The following is a 24,182-nucleotide window of genomic DNA, read 5'->3' on the forward strand; positions in this document are numbered from 1 at the left end:
CTGTTTTCACCGACTGTGGGCCGGAGCAGTATGTTTTCGGACCATCTTTTATCAATTGAACCCCAATGCGGCAGCTATCCGTGCACCATGCGTCGACTCGCTGACGTCACCGGAGCTCGCGAGTGCGAGCTGTACCTGCGCGTCGAGTGGCTGCCATGTCGCCGAATCGTTGTCGCTGTTGGACAAGTCCAGATCGATATCGAACACCCGGGCATCGCCGTCGTTGTGATGCGCCACGATGCTGATCGAGAGCCGTTCTGTCCCGGCCGGAATCTCGCCACTCACTCGTCCGGTCTGCGTATCCACCGACAGTCCATCGGGCAACGGGGCGCCGCTGGTGAGCTGGCCGGTGTAGCCCGACACATCCCTGGCTTCCGGGTCGAGAATCCGGATATCCAGATAGTTGCCATCCACCCGAATCGACTGGGCCCGCATGGTATTGCCGGCATCATCGATCGACTCGACCGTCACGCTGCCATCGATACCGACGACCACTTGTACACGTCGATACTCAATGGTCTTGCCGTCCGTATCGGCCTCGCCGCCACCGTTCTGAAGTATGTGGCCATCGGCATCGACCCACACTTCGCGGGTACGCGTGTTGCCGTTGTCATCGATCCCGATCACGGTCAGGCGCGCACGGTCCATGCCGGGCGGCAACTGGCCGGTGATTTCGCCGGTATCGGCATTCACCGTCAACGTGCCCGGCAGCGGGCTGCCGTCGGTCTCGGTCGCCTGGTAACGCAGATTGATCGGCTCGAAGGTCGTATCCAGCGCCCCGGTCGGCAGACCGAGCCCCAGCAGATCGTTGGTGAACAGATCCGGCACCGTGAGATCGACCCCGGACACACCCGACTCGAATCCCGATGCCGTGCCCAGGAAACCTCCAGAGACCAGCGAGTAGCTGCCGATACCCTCGGCACCCGGTCCGGCCCCGAACACGAGGCCCGAATCGTCGCTGACCACAGCAGGCGGCAGCACGCGCAGATCGAACTGGCGGCTGGCCGTGGCACCGGCACCGTCGGTAGCGGTCACAGTGATCGAGAACGACCCGATGCCCACCGGATTGCCGCTGATCACACCCGTATCCGGGTCGATCGACAGACCGGCCGGCAGGCCCTGCGCCGAGTACGTGAGGGTTTCGTTGAGATCGTTGTCGGCAAAAGCATCCGACACATCGTTTTCGTAGCCGGCACCGAACGGGGTTCTGTCGTCAGGAATATCGCCGGCGCCAGGCGCGTTGTTGACACCGTTGACGGTGATCGTCAGCGTCGCGGTGTCCGTGCCGCCGTTGCCATCCGACACCTGATAGCTGACCGTGGTCGTGCGGCTTTCACCAACGCCCAGGTCGTCGAAGTCGCCGTCCGGGTCGAAGCTGTACGTTCCGTCGGCGTTGACCGTGAACTGGCCACCGTTGGAACCACCGGTCGGCGCACCGACGTTATCGGCATCACCTCCGACCTGGGCGACGGTCAGCGTATCGCTGGCATCCGCGTCGGTGTCGTTGACCAGCACGTTACCCGTCGCCGGCGTGTTCTCGTCGGTCGTAGCCACGTCATCGTTGCCTGCCGGCGCATCATTCGTGCCGCTGACGGTGACCGTCAGCGTCGCGGTGTCCGTGCCGCCGTTGCCGTCCGACACCTGATAGCTGACCGTGGTCGTGCGGCTCTCGCCCACCGCCAGGTCGTCGAAGTCGCCGTTCGGGTTGAAGCGATACGAGCCGTCCGCGTTGATCGTGAACTGGCCGCCATTGGCCGCGTTCACCGGGGTGCCCACGCCCGCCGGATCACCGTCGACCTGCGCGACCGTCAGTGGGTCATTGTCGTTACCACCGTCGGCGTCGTTGGCGAGCACATTGCCGGTGACCGGCGTGTCTTCATCCACGCTAACCGTATCCACACCGGCTCTCGGCGCCACGTTGCCTGGCGTCAGGTCGAAGCTGTCGCTGGCTGTGCCCCCGTTGCCGTCGCTGGCGGTGACGGTGATCGTGTATGGGCCGTTGATAGAGGCACCGGGACTGAGCGTGCCGGTGATCAGACCGGTCGCCGGATCGACACTCAACCCCTCCGGCAGGCCGACCGCACTGTAGCGCAGGGCATCGCCTTCACTATCGGTAAACGCATCGCCCGCGGCAATCGACACCGTGTCGCCGTCCTGCGCACTCTGGTCGGAAGTCGGGCGCGTTACCGCGGGCGCGTCATTGGCGCCGGTCACGGTGACGGTCAAGGTCTGCGTGGCGACCCCGCCTTGACCATCGCTGGCCTGATAGCTGACCGTACTCGTACGCGTTTCACCCGTACCCAGATCATCAAAGTCGTTGCCCGGGTCGAAACGGTAACTGCCGTCGGCGTTGACGGTGAACAGGCCGCCGGTGCTGCCAGTGGTCGGCCGGCCGACATTGCCGCCTGAGCCACCCACCTGCGACACGCTCAGCGCATCGCTGTCATTGCCGCCATCGCGGTCGTTGGCCAGCACATTGCCAGTCGCAGGCTGGTTTTCGCCGGTCGTTGCGGTGTCCGCCGACGACACGGGTGCAGCGTTGACCGGCGCCAGCCGGAACGTATTGACCGCCGTGCCGCCGTTGCCATCCGATGCGGTCACGGTGATCGTGTAGGGCCCGTTGGCCGACGCATCGGAGCCGAGCGTGCCAGTGATCAGGCCGGTATCCGGATCGATGGCCAGCCCCGCGGGCAGACCCGTCGCGGTATAGCTCAGGTCGTCGCCTTCGGCATCGACGAAGGCATCGCCGGCCGCAATCGTGACCGCATCGCCGTCGCCCGCGCTCTGATCAGGCGTCGGCCGGACCACAGCCGGCGCATCGTTGGTGCCGGTAACGGTCACCACGACGGTCTGCGTATCCACGCCGCCCTGGCCGTCGCTGACCTGATAGCTGATGGTGGAGGTCCGTGTTTCGCCCGCGCCGAGGTCGTCGAAATCGGCGCCCGGATTGAAGCGATAGCTGCCATCGGCGTTGACCGTGAACGTGCCGCCGTTGCTGCCGGCGGTCGGCGCGCCCACGTTGGCCGCGTCACCGCCCACCTGCGACACCGTGAGCGGGTCGCGATCGTTGCCGCCGTCCACATCATTGGCGAGTACGTTGCCGGCAACGGGGTTGTTTTCGCCACTCGCAGCGATATCCGGCGCCGCGTTGGGCGCGCGGTTTGCCGGCGTCAGGGTGAAGGTGTTGGTCACCGTCGCCCCGTTGCCGTCATCGGCCGTCACGGTGACCGTATACGGCCCGTTGGCCGACGCATCGGAACCGAGCGTGCCGGTGATCAGGCCGCTGTCTGCATCGATTGCCAGACCGGCCGGCAGGCCACTGGCGCTGTAGGTGAGCGGATCCTGATCGGCATCGCGGAACGCCTCACCGGCCGGAATGACCACGCGATCGCCATCGCGCGCACTCTGATCGGGCGTCGGCGCGACGACCACCGGTGCGTCATTGGCACCGTTGACGACCACGACCAACTGGCCTTCCACCGAGCCGCCATCGTCGTCGTTGATGCGATAAGTGACGGTGGTGGCCGCACTCTGGCCCGCTTGCAGGCCGGCAAAATCGCCGTTCGGGTCGAATGTATAGCCACCGTCCGGGCCGATGGTAAACAGGCCGCCGTTGTCGCCGGCCACCGGCTGACCGATATTGCCGGCATTGCCGTTGATTGCGGTTAGCGTAATGCCGTCGCCGTCCGGATCGCTGTCGTTGCCGAGCACGCCGTCGCCACTCTCGGCGGTCACGGTGATCGCGCGATCCTGCGTGGTAGAGCCCATATCGTCGTTGGCGACCGGCGGGTCGTTGGTGATCGTCCAGTCGAAGCTCTGGCTCAGCGAGCCGCCGTTGCCGTCGCGCGCGGTGACCGTGACCGCGTAGGGCCCGCCAACCGAGGCATTGTTGGCCAGGCGGCCGCTGATGACGCCGGTATCCGCATCGATGACGAGGCCCGGCGGCAGGTTGGTGGCGCTGTAGGTCAGCGTGTCGCCATCGATGTCGCGGAAAGCCTCCGAGGCACCGATGACCACATTCTGGCTGTCACGCCCGGTGCGATCGGCCAGCGGCACCGCGCCGGCCGCCGGCGCATCGTTGACGCCGGTGACCGTGGTCGTGAGGGTCTGGGTGTCGACCCCGCCCTGGCCGTCGCTGACCTGGTAGGTGATCGTGGTGGTACGCACGTCGCCGGCCGCAAGATCGTCGAAATCGGTGCCGGGGTCGAAGGTGTAGCTGCCATCGGCATTGATGGTGAACGCCCCACCGGCACTGCCGGCGGTCGGCTGGCTCACATTCGCCCCGACGCCGGCGACCTGGCGGACCGTCAAGTCGTCGCCGTCGTTGCCGCCGTCGACGTCGTTGGCCAGCACATTGCCGGTCACCGGCGTGTTCTCGCCGGTCGTGGCCGTGTCCGGCGACGCCGTGGGCGCGGTGTTGCTCGGGGTCAGGCTGAACCGATTGCTGACCGTGCCGCCGTTGCCGTCGTTGGCGGTCACGACGATCGTGTACGGGCCATTGGCGGAGGCATCCGGACCCAGCGTGCCGGTGATCAGCCCGGTATCGGGGTCGATCGACAGGCCCGCCGGCAGGCCGGTGGCACTGTAGCTCAAGTTGTCGCCTTCGACATCCGCAAAGGCTTCACCGGCGGCAATTGCCAGCGTATCGCCATCGCTGCCGGTCTGATCGGGTATCGGCTGTGCCACGGTGGGTGCATCGTTGGCACCGGTGACCGTCACGGTCACGGTCTGGGTATCGACGCCGCCCTGACCGTCGCTGACCTGATAACTGATATTGGTGGTGCGGCTCTCTCCGGCGCCGAGGTCGTCGAAATCGGTGCCCGGATCGAAGCGATAGCTGCCATCCGCGGCGATGGTGAACGCGCCGCCGGTACTGCCGGCTGTCGGCTGGCCGACGGCGTTGGCGTTGCCGGCCACTTGGCTGACAGTGAGTGCATCGCTATCGTTGCCGCCATCGGCGTCGTTGGCCAGCACGTTCCCGGTCACCGGCGTGTTCTCGCCGGCAGTGGCCGTATCCGGCGCCGCCACTGGCGGCGTGTTACTCGGCGTGAGCTGGAACGTATCGGTGACCGTGCCCCCGTTGCCGTCGTCGGCCGTCACGGCAATCGTGTACGGGCCGTTGACCGCGGCGTTAGCGCCCAGGGTGCCCGTAATCAGGCCGGTATCCGGATCGATCGACAGGCCCGCCGGCAGGCCGGTGGCGCTGTAGCTGAGGTTGTCGCCTTCGGCATCGTTGAAGGCGTCGCCGGCCGGGATAGCCAGCGTATCGCCATCATTGGCGGTCTGGTTCGGCGTCGGCCGCGCCACGGCCGGCGCATCGTTGGCGCCGATCACGGTGACGGTCACCGTCTGCGTGTCCACACCGCCCTGGCCGTCGCTTACCTGATAGGTGGTTGTGGTCGTTCGGGATTCGCCTTCGCCGAGATCGGCGAAATCGGTCCCGGGGTCGAAGGTATAGCTGCCGTCGGCACCGATGGTGAATGCCCCGCCGTTGCTGCCGGCCGTCGGCGTGCCGACGTTGTTGGCACTGCCGTCCACCTGGCTGACCGTCAACGCATCGCTGTCATTGCCGCCATCGCGGTCATTGGCCAGCACATCGCCGCTCGCCGCCCCGTTCTGCCCGGTCGCCGCAGTATCGGCCTGGGCGATCGGCGCGGTATTGGTCGAGGTCAGCGTGAAGCTGTCGGCAATCGTGCCGCCATTGCCGTCGTCGGCGGTCACGGTGATCGTGTAGGGGCCATTGACCGACGCGTCGGAGCCGAGTGTGCCCGTGATCTGGCCGGTATCCGCATCGATCGTCAGGCCCGCGGGCAGGCCCGTTGCCGAGTAGCTCAGGTTGCCGTTGTCGGTGTCGGCGAAGGCATCGCCGGCCGCAATCGACACGGTATCGCCATCCGCGGCTCGCTGCGGCGAGGTGGGCTGGGCCACCACCGGCGCGTCGTTGGTGCCCGTCACCGTCACGGCCACTGTCTGCGTGTCGAAGCCCCCCTGGCCGTCACTGACCTGGTAGCTGATCTGGCTGGTCCGGGTCTGGCCGGTGTTCAGATCGTCGAAGTCGTTGCCGGGGACAAAGGTATAGCTGCCATCGGCATCGATGGTGAATGCCCCGCCGTTGCTGCCCGCCACCGGCTGGCCGACGCCGTTGGCGTCACCGCCCACCTGGCTGACCGTGAGGGCATCGCTGTCGTTGCCACCATCGACGTCGTTGGCCAGCACGTTGCCACTCGCCGGCGTGTTTTCGTCGGCCGTGGCCTGATCGGCCGCTGCTACCGGCGCCACGTTGCTCGCGGTCAGCGTGAACTGGTTGCTGACCGTGCCGCCATTGCCGTCGTCGGCCGTGACGGTGATCGTGTACGGGCCGTTGGCCGAGGCGTCGGCCCCCAGCGTGCCGGTGATGGCTCCGGTATCCGGGTCGATGGTCACGCCGGCCGGCAGACCGGTCGCGCTGTAGCTCAGGTCGTCGCCTTCGACATCGGTGAACGCATCACCGGCGGCAATCGCTACTGCATCGCCGTCGCTGGCGCTCTGATTGGCCGTGCCCTGGGCGACTGTGGGCGCATCATTGGTACCGGTGACCGTCACGGTGACGGTCTGGGTATCGACCCCGCCCTGACCGTCGCTGACCTGGTAGCCGATCTGAGTGCTACGGCTCTCGCCGTTACCCAGGTCGTCGAAGTCGCTGCCGGGGTTGAACAGATAGGTCCCGTCCGCGTTGATGGTGAACGCACCGCCGGCGCTGCCCCCCGTGGGTTGGCCGATGTTGCCGGCCGCCCCATCGACCTGGGATACGGTCAGCGTGTCGGTATCGTTGCCGCCATCGACATCGTTGGCGAGTACGTTGCCGACCGCCGACGTGTTTTCCTCGGTCGTGTTCGCGTCTGCCGCGGCGACCGGGGCAACGTTGCTCGACGTGAGCGTGAAGCTGTCGGTGACGGTACCGCCGTTACCGTCGTCGGCGGTGACCACAATGCTGAACGGGCCGTTGGCCGACGCATCCGCAGCCAGCGTGCCGGTGATCGCGCCGGTGCCGGAATCGATCGACAGACCGGCCGGCAGGCCGGTGGCACTGTAGACGAGCTGATCGCTGGCATCGGCATCGCTGAAGGCCGCGCCGGCCGGGATCGAGACCGTATCGCCGTCGCTGGCAGTCTGGTCGGGCGTGCCCTGCGCAACCACCGGGGCATCGTTGCTGCCGCTGACCGTGACGATCAGCGTCTGGCTGTCGACACCGCCCTGGCCATCGCTGACCTGGTAGCTGATCGAGGTGGTGCGTGTCTCGCCGACGGCCAGGTCGTCGAAATCGGCGCCGGGCTGGAACACATAACTGCCGTCCTCGGCAACGGTGAACGTGCCGCCATTGCTGCCATCGGCGGCCTGGCCAACCGACCCCGCGCTGCCGTTGACCTGGGACACGACCAGGGCATCGCTGTCGTTGCCGCCGTCGCGGTCGTTGGCCAGCACATTGCCATTGGCAGCATCATTCTCTGCGGTCGCCGCCTGATCGCTCGCCGCCACCGGCGCCACGTTGGTCGACGTGATGACGAAGGTTTCGGTGGCACTACCGCCGTTGCCATCGTCGGCCGTCACCTGGATCGAGAACGGGCCGTTCTGGGAGGCATCGGCCGGCAGGTTGCCGGTAATCAGGCCGCTATCCGGGTCGATGGTCAGACCGTCGGGCAGGCCGGTGGCCGTGTAACTCAGATTATCGCCTTCCACGTCGGTGAAGGCATCGCCGGCCGGAATCGATATCGCATCGCCGTCCTGGGCGCTCTGGTCGGCCGTCGGATCGGTAACCACCGGCGCATCGTTGCCGCCGGTCACGGTCACGGTAAGCGTCGCCGTGGCGACGCCGCCCTGGCCGTCGCTGATCTGGTAGGTGATGGACGAAGCGCGGGTATCGCCATCGCGCAGGTTGCTGAAGTCCGTACCCGGATCGAAGGTGTACTGGCCGTTAGCGTCGATGGTGAACGTGCCGCCGTTGCTGCCGTTGGTGGCCGCGCCCACATTGGCCGCGTTACCGGCGACCTGCGCCACATTGACGATATCGCTGTCGTTGCCGCCGTCGCGATCGTTGGCCAGCACGTCGCCGTTCAGGGGGTCGCGTTCAGACGTGTTGCCGGCATCGTCCAGGGCCACCGGTGCGACGTTGCTCGAACTGATTTCGAAGGTATCGGTGACGGTCCCGCCGTTGCCATCATCGGCAGTCACGGCGATGGTGAAAGGCCCGTTCTGCGAGGCATTCGGCCCCAGCGTGCCGGTGATCAGCCCCGTATCCGGGTCGATATCCAGGCCCGCCGGCAGCCCGCTGGCGCTGTACGACAGCGTGTCGCTGTTATCGGCATCGGCGAATGCATCACCGGCGGCGATGGACAACGTGTCACCGTCGCTGGCGGTCTGGTCCGGCGTGCCTTGAGCCACGGTCGGCGCATCGTTGGTCCCGGTGACCAGCACTGTGATGCTGGACGTATCGACACCGCCCTGGCCGTCGCTGACCTGGTAGCTGATGCTCGTGGTGCGCGTCTCGCCCACGGCCAGGTCGTCGAAGTCGGCGCCCGGATCGAAGCTGTAGGCGCCGTTCGCGGACACGGTGAACGCGCCGCCGTTGTCGCCCGCTGTCGCCTGGCCGACATTGCCGGTCGCCCCGGCCACCTGAGCCACGCTCAGGGTATCCGTATCGTTGCCGCCATCGGCGTCGTTGGCCAGCACATTGCCCGTTGCCGAGCCGTTTTCAGTCGCTTCGCCCTGGTCGGCGATCGCTATCGGGGCCACATTGGTCGAAGACAAAGCAAACGTGTCGCTGACCGTGCCGCCCTGACCATCGTTGGCGGTGACCTGAATGGTGAAAGGCCCGTTCTGCGAGGCATCCGGCCCCAGCGTGCCGGTGATCAGGCCGGTATCCGCATCGATCGTGAACCCGGCCGGCAGACCCGCGGCGCTGTAGGTCAGTTGATCGCTGGCGTCACGGTCGCTGAATGCGCCGGCCGTGGAGATCGATACGGCATCGCCGTCACTGCCGGTACGATCCGGCGTGGGCGCGACGACCGTGGGGGCATCGTTGGTACCGGTAACGGTCACGGTGAGCGTATTGGTATCGAAACCGCCCTGGCCGTCCGACACCTGATAGCTCACCTGGGTGGCGCGTGTCTCGCCGACGGAGAGATCGTCGAAGTCGGTGCCGGTCGCGAAAGCGTAGCTGCCGTCGGCGTTGACGGTGAACAATCCGCCATTGCTGCCGGCGGTCGCCTGACCGATATTGGCGGCGCTGCCATCGATCTGCGAAACGGTCAGCGTATCGCTGTCGTTGCCGCCATCGACATCATTGGCCAGCACGCCGTTGGCGGCGTCGATCGACAGATCGTCGTTTTCGTCAGTCGCCGCGGTATCCGGCGCGGCTTCCGGCGCCGGGTTGTCGATCTGCCAGACGAACTCGTCGCTGACCTGGGCGCCGGCGGAATCGGTGGCCGTGATGGTCACCGTGTACGGCCCGCCAACCGAGGCATCCGGGCTGACGGTACCGGTGATACGGCCCGTACTGCTATCAAGAACCAACCCGGGCGGCAGAGTACTATCGCCGTTGGTATCGAGTGCGCTATAGGTCAACGTATCGTTGGTATCGGCGTCCTGGAATGCACCGGCGACCGAGGCCGAGACCGTATCGCCGTCGCGGCTGGACAGATCGTTGAGCGGGGCACCGACAGTCGGCGCATCGTTGTCACCGGTGACGGTTATCACCAGCCGGGAGGTCGCGGTGCCGCCCTGGCCATCGCTGACCTGATAGCTGACCGACGTATTACGGCTTTCGCCAACGCCGAGATCCTCGAAGTCCGCGCCCGGATCGAAGGTATAGCTGCCGTCGGCGCCGACGACGAACGTGCCGCCGCCGGTGCCGACCACCGATTGGCCGACGCCGGCTGCGGTGCCGCCGACCTGGGCCACCGTGAGCATATCGGTGTCGCTGTTGCCATCGGCATCGTTGGCCAGCACACCGTTGGCCGCATCGCGGGTGACGGTCGCGTTTTCGTCCGTGGTCGCCATATCGGTGGCGGCGGTCGGGCTCGGATTGGCGATGGTCCAGGTGAACGTGTCGCTGACCGTCGCGCCCTGCGAATCCACCGCGGTCACCGTCACGTCGTAGACGCCGCCGTTTGTCTGCGAGGCTGACGGGCTCAATCGACCGACGATCTCCCCGGTATCGGCATTGATCGAGACGCCATCGGGCAGGCCGGAGACCTGATACGTCAGCGTATCGTTGGCATCCAGATCGGCAAATGCGCCGGCCGTGGCGATGTTGGTGTTGTCGCCATCGTTGCTGGCGAGGTCGGGCAACGGGTTGTCGACGGTCGGATCGTCGTTGGTGCCGGTCACGGTGACGGCCAGTCGGGCGCTGTCGAAGCCACCCTGGCCATCGCTGATGCGATAGGTGATCCCCGTGATGGCTGTTTCGCCGGCGGACAGGTTGTCGAAATCGGTGCCGGGCGCAAAATCATAGCTGCCGTCGGCGTTGACGGTGAACGTGCCGCCCAGGTCGCCGGTGACGCTCGCCGGCTGGCCGGCAGCGACCGCGGTGCCGTCTACATCGACGACGGTCAGCGTATCGGTGTCCGCACCGCCGTCGCGATCGGCGCCCACGCCGTCGACACCTGTGATGACATTGCCGCTGGCCGCCTGGTTTTCGGTCACGGCCGCGCTGTCGTTGACCGCCACCGGCGCGCTGTTGGTCACCGTCCAGGTGAAATCGGTACTCGCCATGGCGCCCGCGGCGTCCGTGGCCGTAATGGTGACGGTATAGACCCCGTCTCCATTGGGGCCACCCTGCGAGGCCGCCGGCGTGAGCGCACCGCTGATGCGCCCGGTAGCGGCATCGATCGTCAGACCGGGCGGCAACGTGGTGCCGGCGCTATAGGTCAGGCTGTCATTATCGTCGACGTCATCGAAGGCCCCGGCGGTCGGCACCGAGATCGCTTCGCCGTCGTTGTTCGACTGGTCGATCAGATCGGTGGTGGTTGGCGCATCGTTGACACCGGTCACCGTGACGGTGATCCGGGCTTCGTCCACGCCGCCCTGGCCGTCGCTGATCTCGTAGACCACGCTCGTGGTGGCCTCGTCGCCCGCGCCGAGGCGATCGAAATCGCTGCCCGGGTCGAAGGTGTAGCTGCCGTCGGTATTGATGACGAAAGTGCCACCATTGCCGCCGGTGACATCGGCGCCGATGTTCGCAGCCAGCCCGTCGACGCTGGCCACGGTCAACGGATCGGTATCGTTGCCGCCATCGCGATCATTGGCACTGACCGAACCAGTCGCCGTGTCACCCACGGTAACCGTATCGACATCGTTGTTGGCGATCGGCGGCCGGTTGACCGCAGTCCAGGTGAAGGTGGTATCCACCGTGCCGCCGTTGCCGTCGGCGGCCGTCACGGTGACGGCATAGACACCGTCGTTGTTGTCGCCCCCGGCCGAGGCAGCGGCGTCGAGGCGGCCGCTGATGATGCCGGTCGCCGAATCGATGGTCAGACCCGGCGGCAGGTTGGTGGCGCTGTAGGCCAGGTTATCGCTGTCGTCGATATCGGTGAAACTGCCGGCCGTGGGCACGCTGACGGTGTCGCCATCGTTGCTGGAGACCGGAGCCGGCGCGTGTACGACCGTGGGGGCATCATTGGTGCCCGTGACGGTGATCGTCAGCCGCCCCGTATCGGACGCGCCCTGACCATCGGCGATCTGATAGGTCACCGAGGTGGTGGACTGCTCGCCCTCCGCGAGATAATCGAAATCGGCATTTGGCAGAAAGCTGTAGCTGCCGTCTTCGTTGACAACGAACTGGCCACCATTGCTGCCGTCGACCGTCATGCCCACGTTGGCCGGATCGCCGCCCACACCGGTGACGAAGATACCGCCGCCGTCGGCGTCGTCATCGTTGGAGGTCACGCCGTTGGCCGCGTCGACATCCAGACGTTGGTTCTCGTCGGTCTGGCCGACATCGTCATGAGCGGAAACCGCCAAGTTGTCGATCGTCCAGCTGAACTGGCTGGTGGTCTGCGCCGTCCCATCGCTTGCGGTCACCTCGATGAGGTACACACCATCGTTGTTGGGCCCGCCACCGGAGGCGGTGGCCGATACGGTGCCGCTGATGATGCCTGTATTCGGGTCGATCGTCAGACCGTCCGGCAAGCCCGCGACGCTGTAAGTCAGGGTGTCGTCGGTATCGGCATCGGAGAATGCACCCGCGGTGGGTACCGACACGCTTTCGGAATTATTGCTCTCGAGATCCTGCAGGCCATCGCCGACGACGACCGGAGCGTCGTTGGTACCGGTGACCGTGACACTCAGACGCGCGCTATCGAACCCGCCCTGACCATCGCTGACCTGATAGATCACCGACGTCAAGCGCGTCTCGCCCGCCGCCAGATCGTCGAAGTCCGCCCCGGGTTCAAACGTATAGCTGCCGTCGGCGTTGATCGTGAATGCACCGCCGTTGCCACCTGGCACAGCCGTGCCGACCCCGGCGGCGTTGCCATCCACCTGGCTGACGATCAACGGATCGGTATCGCCAGCGCCATCGCTGTCGTTGCCGAGCACGTTGCCCGTGGCCGCGGCGTTTTCGGTGGTGTCCGCGGTGTCGTCGCCGGCAACCGGGCGTCGATTGGTGACCGACCAGGTGAAGGTATCGGTGACCGTGCCACCCTGACCGTCGCTGGCGGTGACGGCGACCGAATAACTGCCGGCGTTGTTCTGGGACGCCGAGCGGTCGATGGTGCCGCTGATCACACCGGTCTGCTGATTGATCGTCAACCCGGCCGGCAGGCCGCTCACGCTGTAGCGCAGCGTATCGTTGGCATCCGGATCGCGGAAGCTGCCGGCAGTCGATACCGACACTGGGTCGCCATCGTTTGCGGCAAGATCAGGCAAGGGCGTGCGCACGACCGGCGCATCGTTGGTACCGGTCACGGTAACGCTGAGCGTCGCGGTATCGGTGCCGCCCTGGCCATCGCTGATCTGATAGGTCACCGCGGTGGTGGCCGTCTGCCCCTCGGCCAGACCGTCGAAATCGCCCGCGCCATCGAATGTGTAGCTGCCATCGGCGTTCACGGTGAACGTGCCGCCATTGCTGCCGGCAATCGCCTGGCCGACATTGCCGGCTGTCATGTTCACTTGCGTAACAGTCAGCGCGTCGGTATCGGCGCCGCCATCGGTATCGTTGGCGCTGACATTGCCGCTGATGGCCGCGGCATTCTCGGTGGTGGCCGCGCTGTCGTCGTTGGCGATCGGCGGCCGGTTGCTGATCGTCCAGTCGAACTGGGCGCTGGCCTGGCCACCGTCGTGCCCGTCGTCGGCGGTAACCGTGATGGTATAAACCCCGCCGTTGCCGCCCTGCGAGGCATCAGCGGCAAGCTGGCCGGTGATTTCGCCGGTCGCGGTATTGATCGACAAGCCCGGCGGCAGACCGGTGGCCGAGAACGTCAGACTGTCGTTGGCATCGACATCGGCGAAGGCGCCGGCCGTGGGCACGGACACCGTCTCGCCGTCGGAATTGGCCAGATCCTCTGGCGGTATATCCACGGTCGGGGCATCGTTGGCGCCGGTGACGGTGACCGTCAGTCGCGCGGTATCCAGACCGCCCTGGCCGTCGCTGACCTGATAGATCACCGACGTCGTCGCACTCTCGCCTTCCGACAGATACTGGAACTCGTTGCCCGGATCAAAGCTATAGGAGCCGTCCGCGTTGACGGTGAACAGGCCACCGTTGCTGCCGGTCACGCCGGCGCCGACATTGGCGGCATCGTTCTCGACCTGGGCCACGCTGAGCGTGTCGTTGTCGGGATCGATATCGTTGACGAGTACGCCCTGGCCGGCCGCGCGGCTGATGGCGGCGTCTTCGGTGGTGGTGTCGGTATCGTCCACGCCGCTGACCGGCGGGTTGGCGACGACCCAGTCGAAGGTCGTGCTCGTGGTGCCGCCCTGGCCGTCGTCGATGCTCACGGTGACGCTGTAGGTGCCGTTGTCGCCACCCTGCGAGGCGTCGCTATCGATCTGGCCGCTGATGACGCCGCTGTCCGGATCGATACTCAGCCCCGCCGGCAGGCCCGTGGCCGCATAGCTGGGCGTATCGTTGGCGTCGGCATCATCGAAGAAGCCCGACGTGGGTAGCAAAATGCTCTCGCCATCGCGATCGCTCTGAGCCGGAATCGTACCGGCGACCGGGGCATCGTTGGTCCCGGTCACGGTGACGGTGAGCACACTGCTCGATGTACCGCCCTGGCCGTCGGAAACGGTGTAGGTGACGCGCGTCGACGCGGTTTCGCCTGCCGACAGATAATCGAACGCCGCCCCCGGGGCGAAGCTGTAGTCGCCATTGGCGCCGATCGTGAAGGTACCGCCATTGTCGCCATCGACAGCCGCACCCACGCCGGCCGCGTTGCCGCCGACCTGGCTGACTGCGAGCGTATCGCTGTCGTTGCCGCCGTCGACATCGTTGGCCAGCACGTTGCCGGCGGTATCCACGTTTTCGCTGGTCGTACCGGTATCGCCGTTGGCCACCGGCGGCGGATTGGCGACGGCCCAGTTGAAACTGGAACTCGTCTGCTCGCCACTGCCGTCGGTCGCGGTGACCGTCACGTTGTACGGCCCGGCCTGGGAGGCATCGGCGTCCAGCGTGCCCGTAATCTCGCCGGTGTCGGCATCGATTGACAGCCCAGGCGGCAAGGCCGTGGCGGTATATACGAGGGTGTCGCTATCGTCGAGGTCGTTGAAACCGCCGGCCGTGGCGATGGACACGGTTTCGCCGTCCTGGCTGGACTGATTGTCCAGCGGCGCGACAACCGTCGGTGCGTCATTGGCGCCGTTGACGGTGACGGTGAGCGCCGTGGTATCGGTGCCGCCCTGACCGTCGCTCACCTGATAGAGCACTTGCGTGGTCAGGGATTCGCCCGCCGCGAGATTATCGAAATCCGCGCCCGGATCGAAGGTGTAACTGCCGTCGGCGTTGATCACGAACGAACCGCCATCGCTGCCGGCCACCGGCTGACCCACGCTGGCTGCGGCGCCGGCCACCTGACTCACGGACAGCGTATCGCCATCGTTGCCGCCGTCGACATCGTTGGCCAACACATTACCCGCGGTCGTGTTGTTTTCGCCCGTTGATGCCGCATCCTGGCCGGCCGTGGGGGCCACATTGGTGCTGCTGATCGTGAACGTATCGCTGACGGTGCCACCGTTGCCGTCGTTGGCGGTCACGGTGATGCTGTAGGGGCTGTTGACCGAGGCATCGGCCGGTAGATTACCGGTGATCTCGCCGGTAGCCGCGTCGATGACCAATCCGTCCGGCAGGCCGTCCGCGGTATAGGTCAACGTATCGTTGTCGGCATCACTGAAGGCGCCGGCCGCCGCGATCGTGATCGGGTCGCCGTCCTGCCCGGTCCGATCGGGCAATGGGTCGCTTACGGTCGGCGCATCGTTGATCGGATTGACCGACACCGTCACCGTCGCGGTCTCGGTGTTATTGGCGCTCGTCACCGTGTAGTTGAAGCTGGTGTCGCCGTTGTAATCGGCGACTGGCGTGAACTGCAGCTGACCGTTGGCCAGCAGACGCACGCTGCCGTTGGCTACGGCCACCGCGTCGCCGCCGGCGGTGATCGCGCTGCCGTCGATCGCGCTGATCGCGGCGTCCGGGTTCTCGAAGCTGTCGTTGGCCAGCACGTCGATCGTGACCGAGGTATCTTCGTTGGTGGTCGCCGTGTCATCGGCGATGTCGGCCACGGGCGTATAGCTGATCTGCAGCGTATCGGTATCGGTCAGCGCCGGAGAACCGCTGCTGGTCTGCACCGTCAGGCTGGCGTTGCCGATGTAATCGGCGTTCGGCACGAGCCGAGCCCCTTCCAGGGCCGCGTTGACAGCCGAGATGGTACCGCTGAACGTCATCGCACCATCGGCGGCGCCATCACCCTCGGAAAATGTGAGGCCGTTCAAACCGCCCAGCGTGATGAGGCCGTTGGATGCAGACAGTCGCACCGTGGCGCTGTTGTTGTCCACGTCCTGAATGGTGATCGCGTTACCGTTGGCCTGCGAAAAGATAATGACGCTGTCTTCTCCCACTACCTGGCTGTCGGGCAGGTTGTTCTGCGGTGCGTCATCGATCGCGTTGACCGTCAGATCCAGGGTGGATGTCGTGCGACTGGCCACGCCGGCGACCACGGTATACGTCACCTGCGGCACCACGCCGTTGTAGTTGGCGGCCGGCACGAAATCGTAGGCGCCATCGGCGCGGATCGTCAGGGTGCCGATGCCGCTGATCGTGGTGGTGCCGCCGTTGACCGGATCGACCGTCACGCTGCGGCCGGCGACCGCGAATTCCGAGATGGTCAGCACCTGACCGGCCGGACCGGAGTCGTTGGCCAGCAGGCCGGATGCCGCGTCCACGTTGAGCGTGACGTCTTCGTCCGTGCTGCCGCGATCAGGCTGCGCCACCAACGCCGCGATGTTGTCGCGATAGTCGAGATCGGACACCGGCGGCGACGCATCGTTGCTGGTGCGGTTGGGCACCGCCTCGTTGGCATTGGTGTCGCCGTCGGCATCCCGGAGCGTGAAGTTGCTGTAGTCGCCGTCGGCGCCGCCATTATCGCCGGCGATATTGTCGTCGTTGACATCGAAACCCTGGACGGTGTCGAACGCGTCGTCCAGCCCATCGTGGTCGGAATCCGTGCCGGCCAGGGTGGTCGTGGCGTGCCCGGCCTCCTCGATGTCGGAGGTGCCGTCGTCGTCGCTGTCGGTATCGATATAGTCGGGTACACCGTCGCTGTCGGTGTCTACCGGTGTCAGACCGATACCCCCGGCCGCGCCGAGCGCGCCGGCATCGTAATTGTCATCCAGCCCGTCGCCGTTGGCATCGCGGAAGGCGGCCGTGCCGCCCATACCGGACGGTGCCTTGTAGCCGGCCGTGGTCTGGGCCTCGACGTTATCGGTGATGCCATCATTGTCCGAGTCGATATCCAGACTGTTGATCAGACCGTCGTCGTCCGGGTCCGCAATATTGGTCCCGTCCTGGTTGTAGAACGAGCCACTGGCGCCGTCGAACCGAACGATATGTTCGTTCGAGAAGCCACCCGTGGATGCAGCCGCCCCGAAGAACACGCGCTCGGCGCCGCCGAAGTAATTGGCGACAAGGTCCGTGGTGACGCGTGCCTTTTCCTGGCCGTTCAACGTGACAACCATCGTCTGCGTGCTGGCATTCCAGGTCACGACGGCGTCGTGGAACTGACCGTCCTCGATATTGCCGACCGACTGTGCAGCGCTCAGATAATCGAAATTGGTCGAATCGGTATCGAAGATCGAAACGTGATCGTCCGGTATGTCACCGCCGCCGGTACCGTTGTCGAAGGTGTCGAACTCGATCGCGATGCCGTTCTGCAGGCCGCGGGCGCCTATACCCTGGCCCGTCTGGCCTGTCGCATTCTGGCCTGCCGGGTCGTTATGGAAGAAAATCGTGATGCCGTCGGCGCCGGCCCCGTCCTTGATGCCAAGATAGACGCCCAGGTTGACAGTGAAGTCGCGCGAAAAGTCGATTAACTCCTGCGAGTTGATCGAACCGACCTGCCCCCCCAGATCGGGCGTGAGGCGGAATTCATTCTGGTCAAGTGTCGGGTCATCGTTGACCGACTGCGCGGAACCGTTATTGATGAAATCCGCGGGCGTAAACACCGGGTGGCTGTTTTCGACCGTATCGACAATGCCGTCATTGTCGTCGTCGATGTCGTCGACGTTGGCGACGCCGTCGCGGTCGTTGTCGATGACCGCGCTTACCGTCGCGGTGGAGGAGCGACCATTGGCATCACGGATGGTATAGGTGAACGAATCGGTGCCGCCGAAACCACTGGCAGGCGTATAGATCAGATCGCCGCCGGCAGTCAGCTGCACACTGCCGTTGGGCACGGCCACGGCAGCTCCGCCCGCGGTTATGGCTGTCCCGTTGACCCGGGTGATCGTGGTCGCGGGCACACCCAGATCGTCGTTGGCCTGCGGCCGGAAGGTGACCGCCGTGTTTTCGCTCGTGACGACTCGATCATTGGTCGCTGCCGGCAGCTGCGTGGTCACCGGGTCGATGAAATTGATGTTGGCCGAATTGCCGGTATTGACGTTCTCGAACAACAGCGCGGTCTGTCGCGAGGTGTTGCCATCGACGCCGGCGCGGTAGGTGAACCCGGTCACGTCGGAGTAATTGGCGGACACGATATAACGCGTATCCGTTCGCGAGGTCGGGAATGCCCCCGGCCCGCCGCCACGAACATTCACGTTGCTGTTCGTGGCGTCGACGGTCGCGGTTACATACGTGTTGCTTTCGACCGTATAGTTATTCGTACCACGAAACTGGATCGTTTCCGACGTGGCGTCGACATCGAGCGAACTCGCGGTAAAAGTAACGACGCGCGCATTGTTCGTGCCGCTGTCCACAAAGCGGAAGGAAAACTGGACGTAGCCGTTGGCGCCCTGCCCCTGGATAGTCGGCGAAAACCCCTCGGCCACGCCGTTGGCATTCTCGTCCAGTGCCGACACCTGGGCATTCGACCTGCTGTCGATCGTGACCAGCGCATCGATACCCGGGGACACGTTGGAAAAACGATAGACAGCGCCGGGCTGATTCGCGGTGCCGCTGACCAGCGTCGGCGGATTGCTGAAATTGAGATTGACCGGGTCCGCCAGGCGCCCGGACCAGGCCGAAGCATCAATGGCGCGTGCCTCGATCTCGCCGATATGGGTTTCCAGATCCCAGTCGCCGTTGAGATCCACGCTGCCGGTATCGTCGCTGGACGCAGCGACATCGGCGCCGGTCTGGCGGGCCAGCAGGGAAGCAGCCTCCCTACCCGATTCGCCCACGGTGAAATTACAGCCGTAGATCAGAATGTCCGCGCGCTCGGATAACGAGGCACCAATGTCCTGCAACTCATCGGCATATTCGCCGCGAATCGATTCCGCGTTCAGCGTGGCCGTGCCCAGCGTGACTTCGCCTTCGCCGCCGTGCGAGATGATATGAATCGCACCGATATTCGTGCGGCCGTCGAGCGTGCGCTGGATCTGCTCGACACCATCGCTGTCGCGGTCGATGAGCACGACTTCGGCCGACGGGTCGAACTGGTCGACCAGGCTTTGGTAATTGTCGACGCCCGTGTCGACAAAGATGATGCCCGGCTGGCTACTGTCGGCCGAATAATCGTTGACGGAGGCGGCAATACCGGCGTCATCCGCGGCCGCGTCGCTGCCATCTTGATCTGCCTGCAGAACGAACAGCGGCTGCACATCGCTGCTGTCCATCCAGGAGCCGTCGGCCAGTGTGTTCTGGGCGGCGTCGTCGAGTATGGACTGATCGAAAACCCGCAGTTCGCCGTCCCGACCGGCCGCGGCATAACGCTCGGCGAACGCATCGAGACCCTGCTGTGACAGCTCGGTCGTGCCGAGCGACAGTTTGTCGCCGGCTTCGTGGCCGATAATGGTGACGGCCTGATAGTCGGACTGTGCATCGAGCGTCTTGCTGATCGTGGCCAGGCCGTCATCGGCAGCATCGACGACATACACGTCGGTATCGGCACGTTCATTCGCCGCGGACACCGCCGCGCGGTCGCTGCCCGCGGTTTCAGCGTCGATGAAGATTGCCGTGCGCCCTTGATCGGCACGCGCCGACTGGCTGGCCTCCAGCGCGCGCGCGACCGGAGATTGCGCGGCCGGCGGCACGCTGGCATCGGCCGCATGGCCATCTCCGGATTGCGCCGCACCGTCGTGATGGGCCGCAAAAGCCTGGTCCGTCGCAGTATCCGCGGCGGCGGCAGTGACCGCGCCGTCGAAGAGCAGACGTGGCTCCAAAGCGCGGATAAAAGGCGAACGAGGGGAAACGTGATTCTTGTTCATTGCTTGACCGGGCTTTTTTGAGCGACTAGGCAAAACGCGTACAGGCAGCTACAGGTTTATCCGTTATCGGCCGAGACCAATCGAAACTGAACCTCTTGGAAAAATCCCCAACCTTCTAATAGTAGGCTAAAAATACGACTCCTCGACGCGAATGTCATCCAGTTTTGAATTGAGTGCTGCACGCATATTTTTTCAAGCAGATGTGCCGATATGCGGGTCACCTGGATTAGCGTGTTGCTTTAAAAGAGCACTCCCATCACAGTTCGACGAAAATCCACCACACTCACCGCTGCATTAGCTGCGTGGCGCCCACCACAAGCGGCAACGCCAGCGTGTAAATCGAAATTTTTACGGCGCGACCATACCTACGAGCAAAATCATGCGCGCGCAACACCGAGCGGCAAATCAGAAACAGGCGCGACGCGTGCGGCATCGGTGGCCGACCGGCCGACCAACACACGCCGAAAGCGCCCAACCACGTGTCCTGCAGACAGCCGCACGGCTGGTACGGCATCGGCGCTGAAGAAACCGCCCGGGATTTTTTCCCGAATCGCGAGCAGTAGGCTCTCGACGCCACCGCGCGCCCGAATACGCAACCGGGGCCGATCGATATCAAAGCCTGGGCGTCGCCGGCTGCCTCGCTGCACACGATTGACTTGCCCCGACAACCCGAAACCGGATCTCCGGACTTCCGAGATTTTTACACCGTATTTTTATTGTGTTGCCCCTCCTGCAGAGCGGGTTATTTACCGTTCCTACGGCCAATTGGAAACAGGCTATGGATTTGTCGGGCCGACAGCGCCGTTCGACGCGATACATGCACAGAACCGGGCGCCTGTGCAGGGTGCCCGGCTATTCCGAAGCCCCCAATTCGCGACAGCCACGACCTGAAAACTTGTGATGATTTATTGCTAACACTCAGCGCGACGCGACACTGCGCGTCGGCCGTACGAGCGATCTTCAACACACGCTTGAACGCAAAAGTCAGTGGCATGCCAGCAACCTCCACTCCACAGGCCAATCGGCTTCTCGCGGCGCTGCCGAGCGGCGTCAAAGCGAGGCTGTTCCCGCACCTTGAACTGATTGCACTGCCCCTGGGTGCTGTCCTCTACGAATCGGGGGATGCGTTGACCCATGTGTACTTCCCCACCGACAGCATCGTCTCGCTACTGCATGTCATGGAAGACGGCGCCTCGGCGGAAATCTCGGTCGTGGGTAACGAAGGCCTCTTGGGCGTTACCCTCGTCATGGGCGGCGAAAGCACGCCTAACCGGGCTATTCTGCAGAGTGCCGGTTGGGCCTACCGGCTGGACGGGCAGCGCGTAAAGGACGAATTCAGCCGCCACGGCGAACTGCACCATTTGATACTGCGCTACACCCAGGCTCTGCTCACGCAGATGGCCCAGACCGCGGTCTGCAATCGGCATCACTCGATCGACCAGTAACTGTGCCGCTGGCTTTTGCTGGGCCGACTGCTGGGCAACAATGTGACCATGACCCAGGAGTTGATCGCCAACATGCTCGGGGTACGCCGCGAAGGCGTGACCGAAGCCGCCGGCAAGCTCCAGGGGGTTGTCCCCCGTCGTTACGGACGGTTAGAAAGAGGCTAACTGATACCGCCGATCTTCTGCTTGAACTCGGCGCTGTATTTCTTGCGTTGTGACGTAACACTCCCTGGACTCCACGATGAAGCTGCTCTGGAATGAATGTTGGCACTAACGGGGGATAACCCCCCCACAACGTAGTACCGATGGCACACCGTGGCCCTGTGACCAGGCCTCTATGGAAAACCCGGATTTACGAGGAAAACCGCGCCGGAGTAAGTACGCTGCGGAAAGGCACGCGAATAAACTCGTGTGGCACCCACATTTCATTTCTGGATAGCGACGTGCGGACAGGTTCAGGCTGATCTCCATGAAAGAGGCCGAGCATAACGCCCGGCCTCTTGGTCTGGTCGGAGTGTCTTATGCGACGGCTCTACTGGTCTGTTCCGGTTACTTCGTGCCAGCGCTGCATGAGCTGCGCCCCTGCTTCGCCATTATCTTCGACATACGACTCATAGATCGGCTGCATCTGCTTGCGCAGCTCCGCATTCTGTTCTGCCGAGACTTCAACCACGTTCTTCGCTTGATCAACTACTTTTTGATGGAGTTCGTCTTGCTCGGCGGCAAAGTTCTTGCGTGACCAGTTCACCGTGTCTTCGACTGCTTCGGTAATCGCTTTTCGCTGCGCATCATTCAGCGCATCGAATTTAGCCTTGTTCATAAGCAGAAGATAAGGAGCGCGCACCACCGTCGCTGCCAAGTAGGTCGGCGCCACATCGGCCAAGCCATAGTTCACATAGGAAGACCAGGTGGTCGAAATGCCATCCACCGTCCCTGTTTGCAGAGCCAGGAACTGCTCGGCCGCACTAAGCAGAACAACTGAAGCACCAAGCTTCCGCAATGCAACATCTGAAAGACCACCGGCACCGCGTAGTTTTCGCCCGGAAATATCCGTCACCGATTCGACCGGATTGCGCAGGAACAATTGGGCCGGTCCGGAGGAGTTGATTACGCCAAGATATTTCACTCCGAATTTGGCGAACGTCTTGTCCATCAGCGCGACGGTTTTCGGATCAAGCGCCAGCTTGTACATGGCCTTGTCGTCATACGCTGGCGGCGGGAAAGGCAAGGAAAACACATTGATCAACGGTACCTGGCCCGATAGATAGCCTGCATAAACCGAATAGATGTCGACCACCCCCTGGGAGGTGGCTTGCAATGCTTCACGCCCCTTGACGAGGGACTCGTTCGGATAGACCTCCACGTTCAAGTCGTCCGCCCGCTCATTTACCTGGTCCGCAAAATGCTGGGCGGTGAGCCCACGAAAATCCTCGGTCGCAAAATAATGCCCCAACCGGAGCGTCTGCTGTGCCCACCCATTGGTTGCCGTCAATGTCGACATAGCCAACAGCACCGCAGATAAAAACATTTTCTTAGCCATAACCCATCTCCTCCTATTTTGTTTTCAATAGATCGTTTTATTTTCAGTAGATCGCCAGCCCCGGAATGAAGCAAAGGGCGATCAGAACGATGATGTACATCGCCATCAATGGAGCCGTGCCCCGGATCACCTCTCGCAGCGATGTTTCGGGAGCACAAGACTTCACGACATAGAGACAGAGTCCGACCGGCGGTGTAACCACGGCGAGACTCATATTCACCATCAGTACGATCGCGAACCAGACGGGGTCGAAATGTAGTGCAAGCACGGTAGGGAAGATCACCGGCAGGGTGATCAGGATGATCGACGTCACCTCAAGAAACATGCCCAGTACGAAATAGGCGAGCATGATCAAGGTAAAGATGACCCACCGGGATACGTCGAGGTCGACCACCAGTGCAGTCAACTCCTGGGGCATTCGCGTAATACCGAGCAGGTAGCCGAAAAGCATCGCCCCGACAAGCACGAACAGCAGCATGGCGCTGGTCCGCGCAGACGAATAGAGCAGTGCGATTACACGGTTCCAGGTCAATCGACGCTGGATACCTGCAATGAGGAAAGCTCCGACAGCACCGACAGCTGCGGCTTCGGTTGGTGTCGCGATACCAAGATATATGGAGCCGATGACCAATATGATCAGCAGAACAACAGGTAACGAGAGCTTGATCGAATCCACCACACTGCCTGCCTGCACCGGCTCGCTGCGCACATTCGCACGACGCACCATGAAGCTCACACAGATACAGCAGAGAACCGTGATGATCAGGCCGGGTACTATGCCGGCAAGAAAGAGGTTGGCAATGGGTGTCTCGGTGACCACACCGTAGATGATCAAGGGCAAGCTGGGCGGGATGATCATTCCCAGCGGACTGCCTCCGGCCACTGATCCCGTTGCAATATGGCGCGGATAGCCGCGCGAGAGCATCTCGGGAATCGCGACCCCACCGATAACCGCGGCGACCCCCACGGCGGTACCGCTAACCGCTCCAAAGATGGCGCAGGCGACCACGGTAGCGACGGCCTGTCCGCCGCTGATCCGACCGAGAACACGCTCCACCGCAATGAATAGGTCACGACCAATGCCCGTGGCTCCGATCACCTCGCTCATCAAAATAAAGAGCGGGATCGCCGTCAGCACAAATTCGGACGTGGTGCTCCATGCCGTGTTGGACATGGCAGCAACTGCCCCCCATCCCCCCATGGCGAACAGACCCAGCAACGTGGTTCCAGCCAGCGAAAAAGCTACTGGAACACCGAGCAGGATCAGCAACAGCAGCAGCCCGAGAAATACAAACCCTAAGAGCACAGCC

3 protein-coding genes and 1 pseudogene are annotated in these 24,182 nt (G+C 64.0%); 1 reads left to right on the plus strand and 3 read right to left on the minus strand.

Features of this window, described 5'->3' with window-relative positions; genetic code table 11:
* Window positions 1–51: 51 nt before the first annotated feature.
* Window positions 52–19,887: an Ig-like domain-containing protein gene (locus ACFOSU_RS07130; protein WP_380687898.1), complete on the minus strand. Its 19,836-nt coding sequence runs from the start codon at window positions 19,885–19,887 to the stop codon at window positions 52–54.
* 992 nt (window positions 19,888–20,879) lie between these two features.
* On the opposite strand from ACFOSU_RS07130, the pseudogene ACFOSU_RS07135 reads away from it, so the two are divergent.
* Window positions 20,880–21,485: pseudogene (locus tag ACFOSU_RS07135) on the plus strand (Crp/Fnr family transcriptional regulator); the annotation flags it as partial.
* A gap of 379 nt (window positions 21,486–21,864) precedes the next feature.
* On the opposite strand, the gene ACFOSU_RS07140 reads toward ACFOSU_RS07135, so the two are convergent.
* Both ACFOSU_RS07140 and ACFOSU_RS07145 read right to left on the minus strand, forming a co-directional pair.
* Window positions 21,865–22,872, minus strand: a complete 1,008-nt coding sequence (locus ACFOSU_RS07140) for a TRAP transporter substrate-binding protein (RefSeq protein ID WP_380687901.1) — start codon at window positions 22,870–22,872, stop codon at window positions 21,865–21,867.
* Window positions 22,873–22,915: 43 nt separating this feature from the next.
* Window positions 22,916–24,178 carry a TRAP transporter large permease gene (locus tag ACFOSU_RS07145; protein ID WP_380687903.1) on the minus strand — a complete coding sequence of 421 codons (1,263 nt, stop codon included), beginning with the start codon at window positions 24,176–24,178 and terminating at the stop codon, window positions 22,916–22,918.
* Between the last annotated feature and the right edge of the window lie 4 nt (window positions 24,179–24,182).

Source organism: Salinisphaera aquimarina (assembly GCF_042643355.1).
In the GTDB taxonomy this organism is placed as follows: domain Bacteria; phylum Pseudomonadota; class Gammaproteobacteria; order Nevskiales; family Salinisphaeraceae; genus Salinisphaera; species Salinisphaera aquimarina.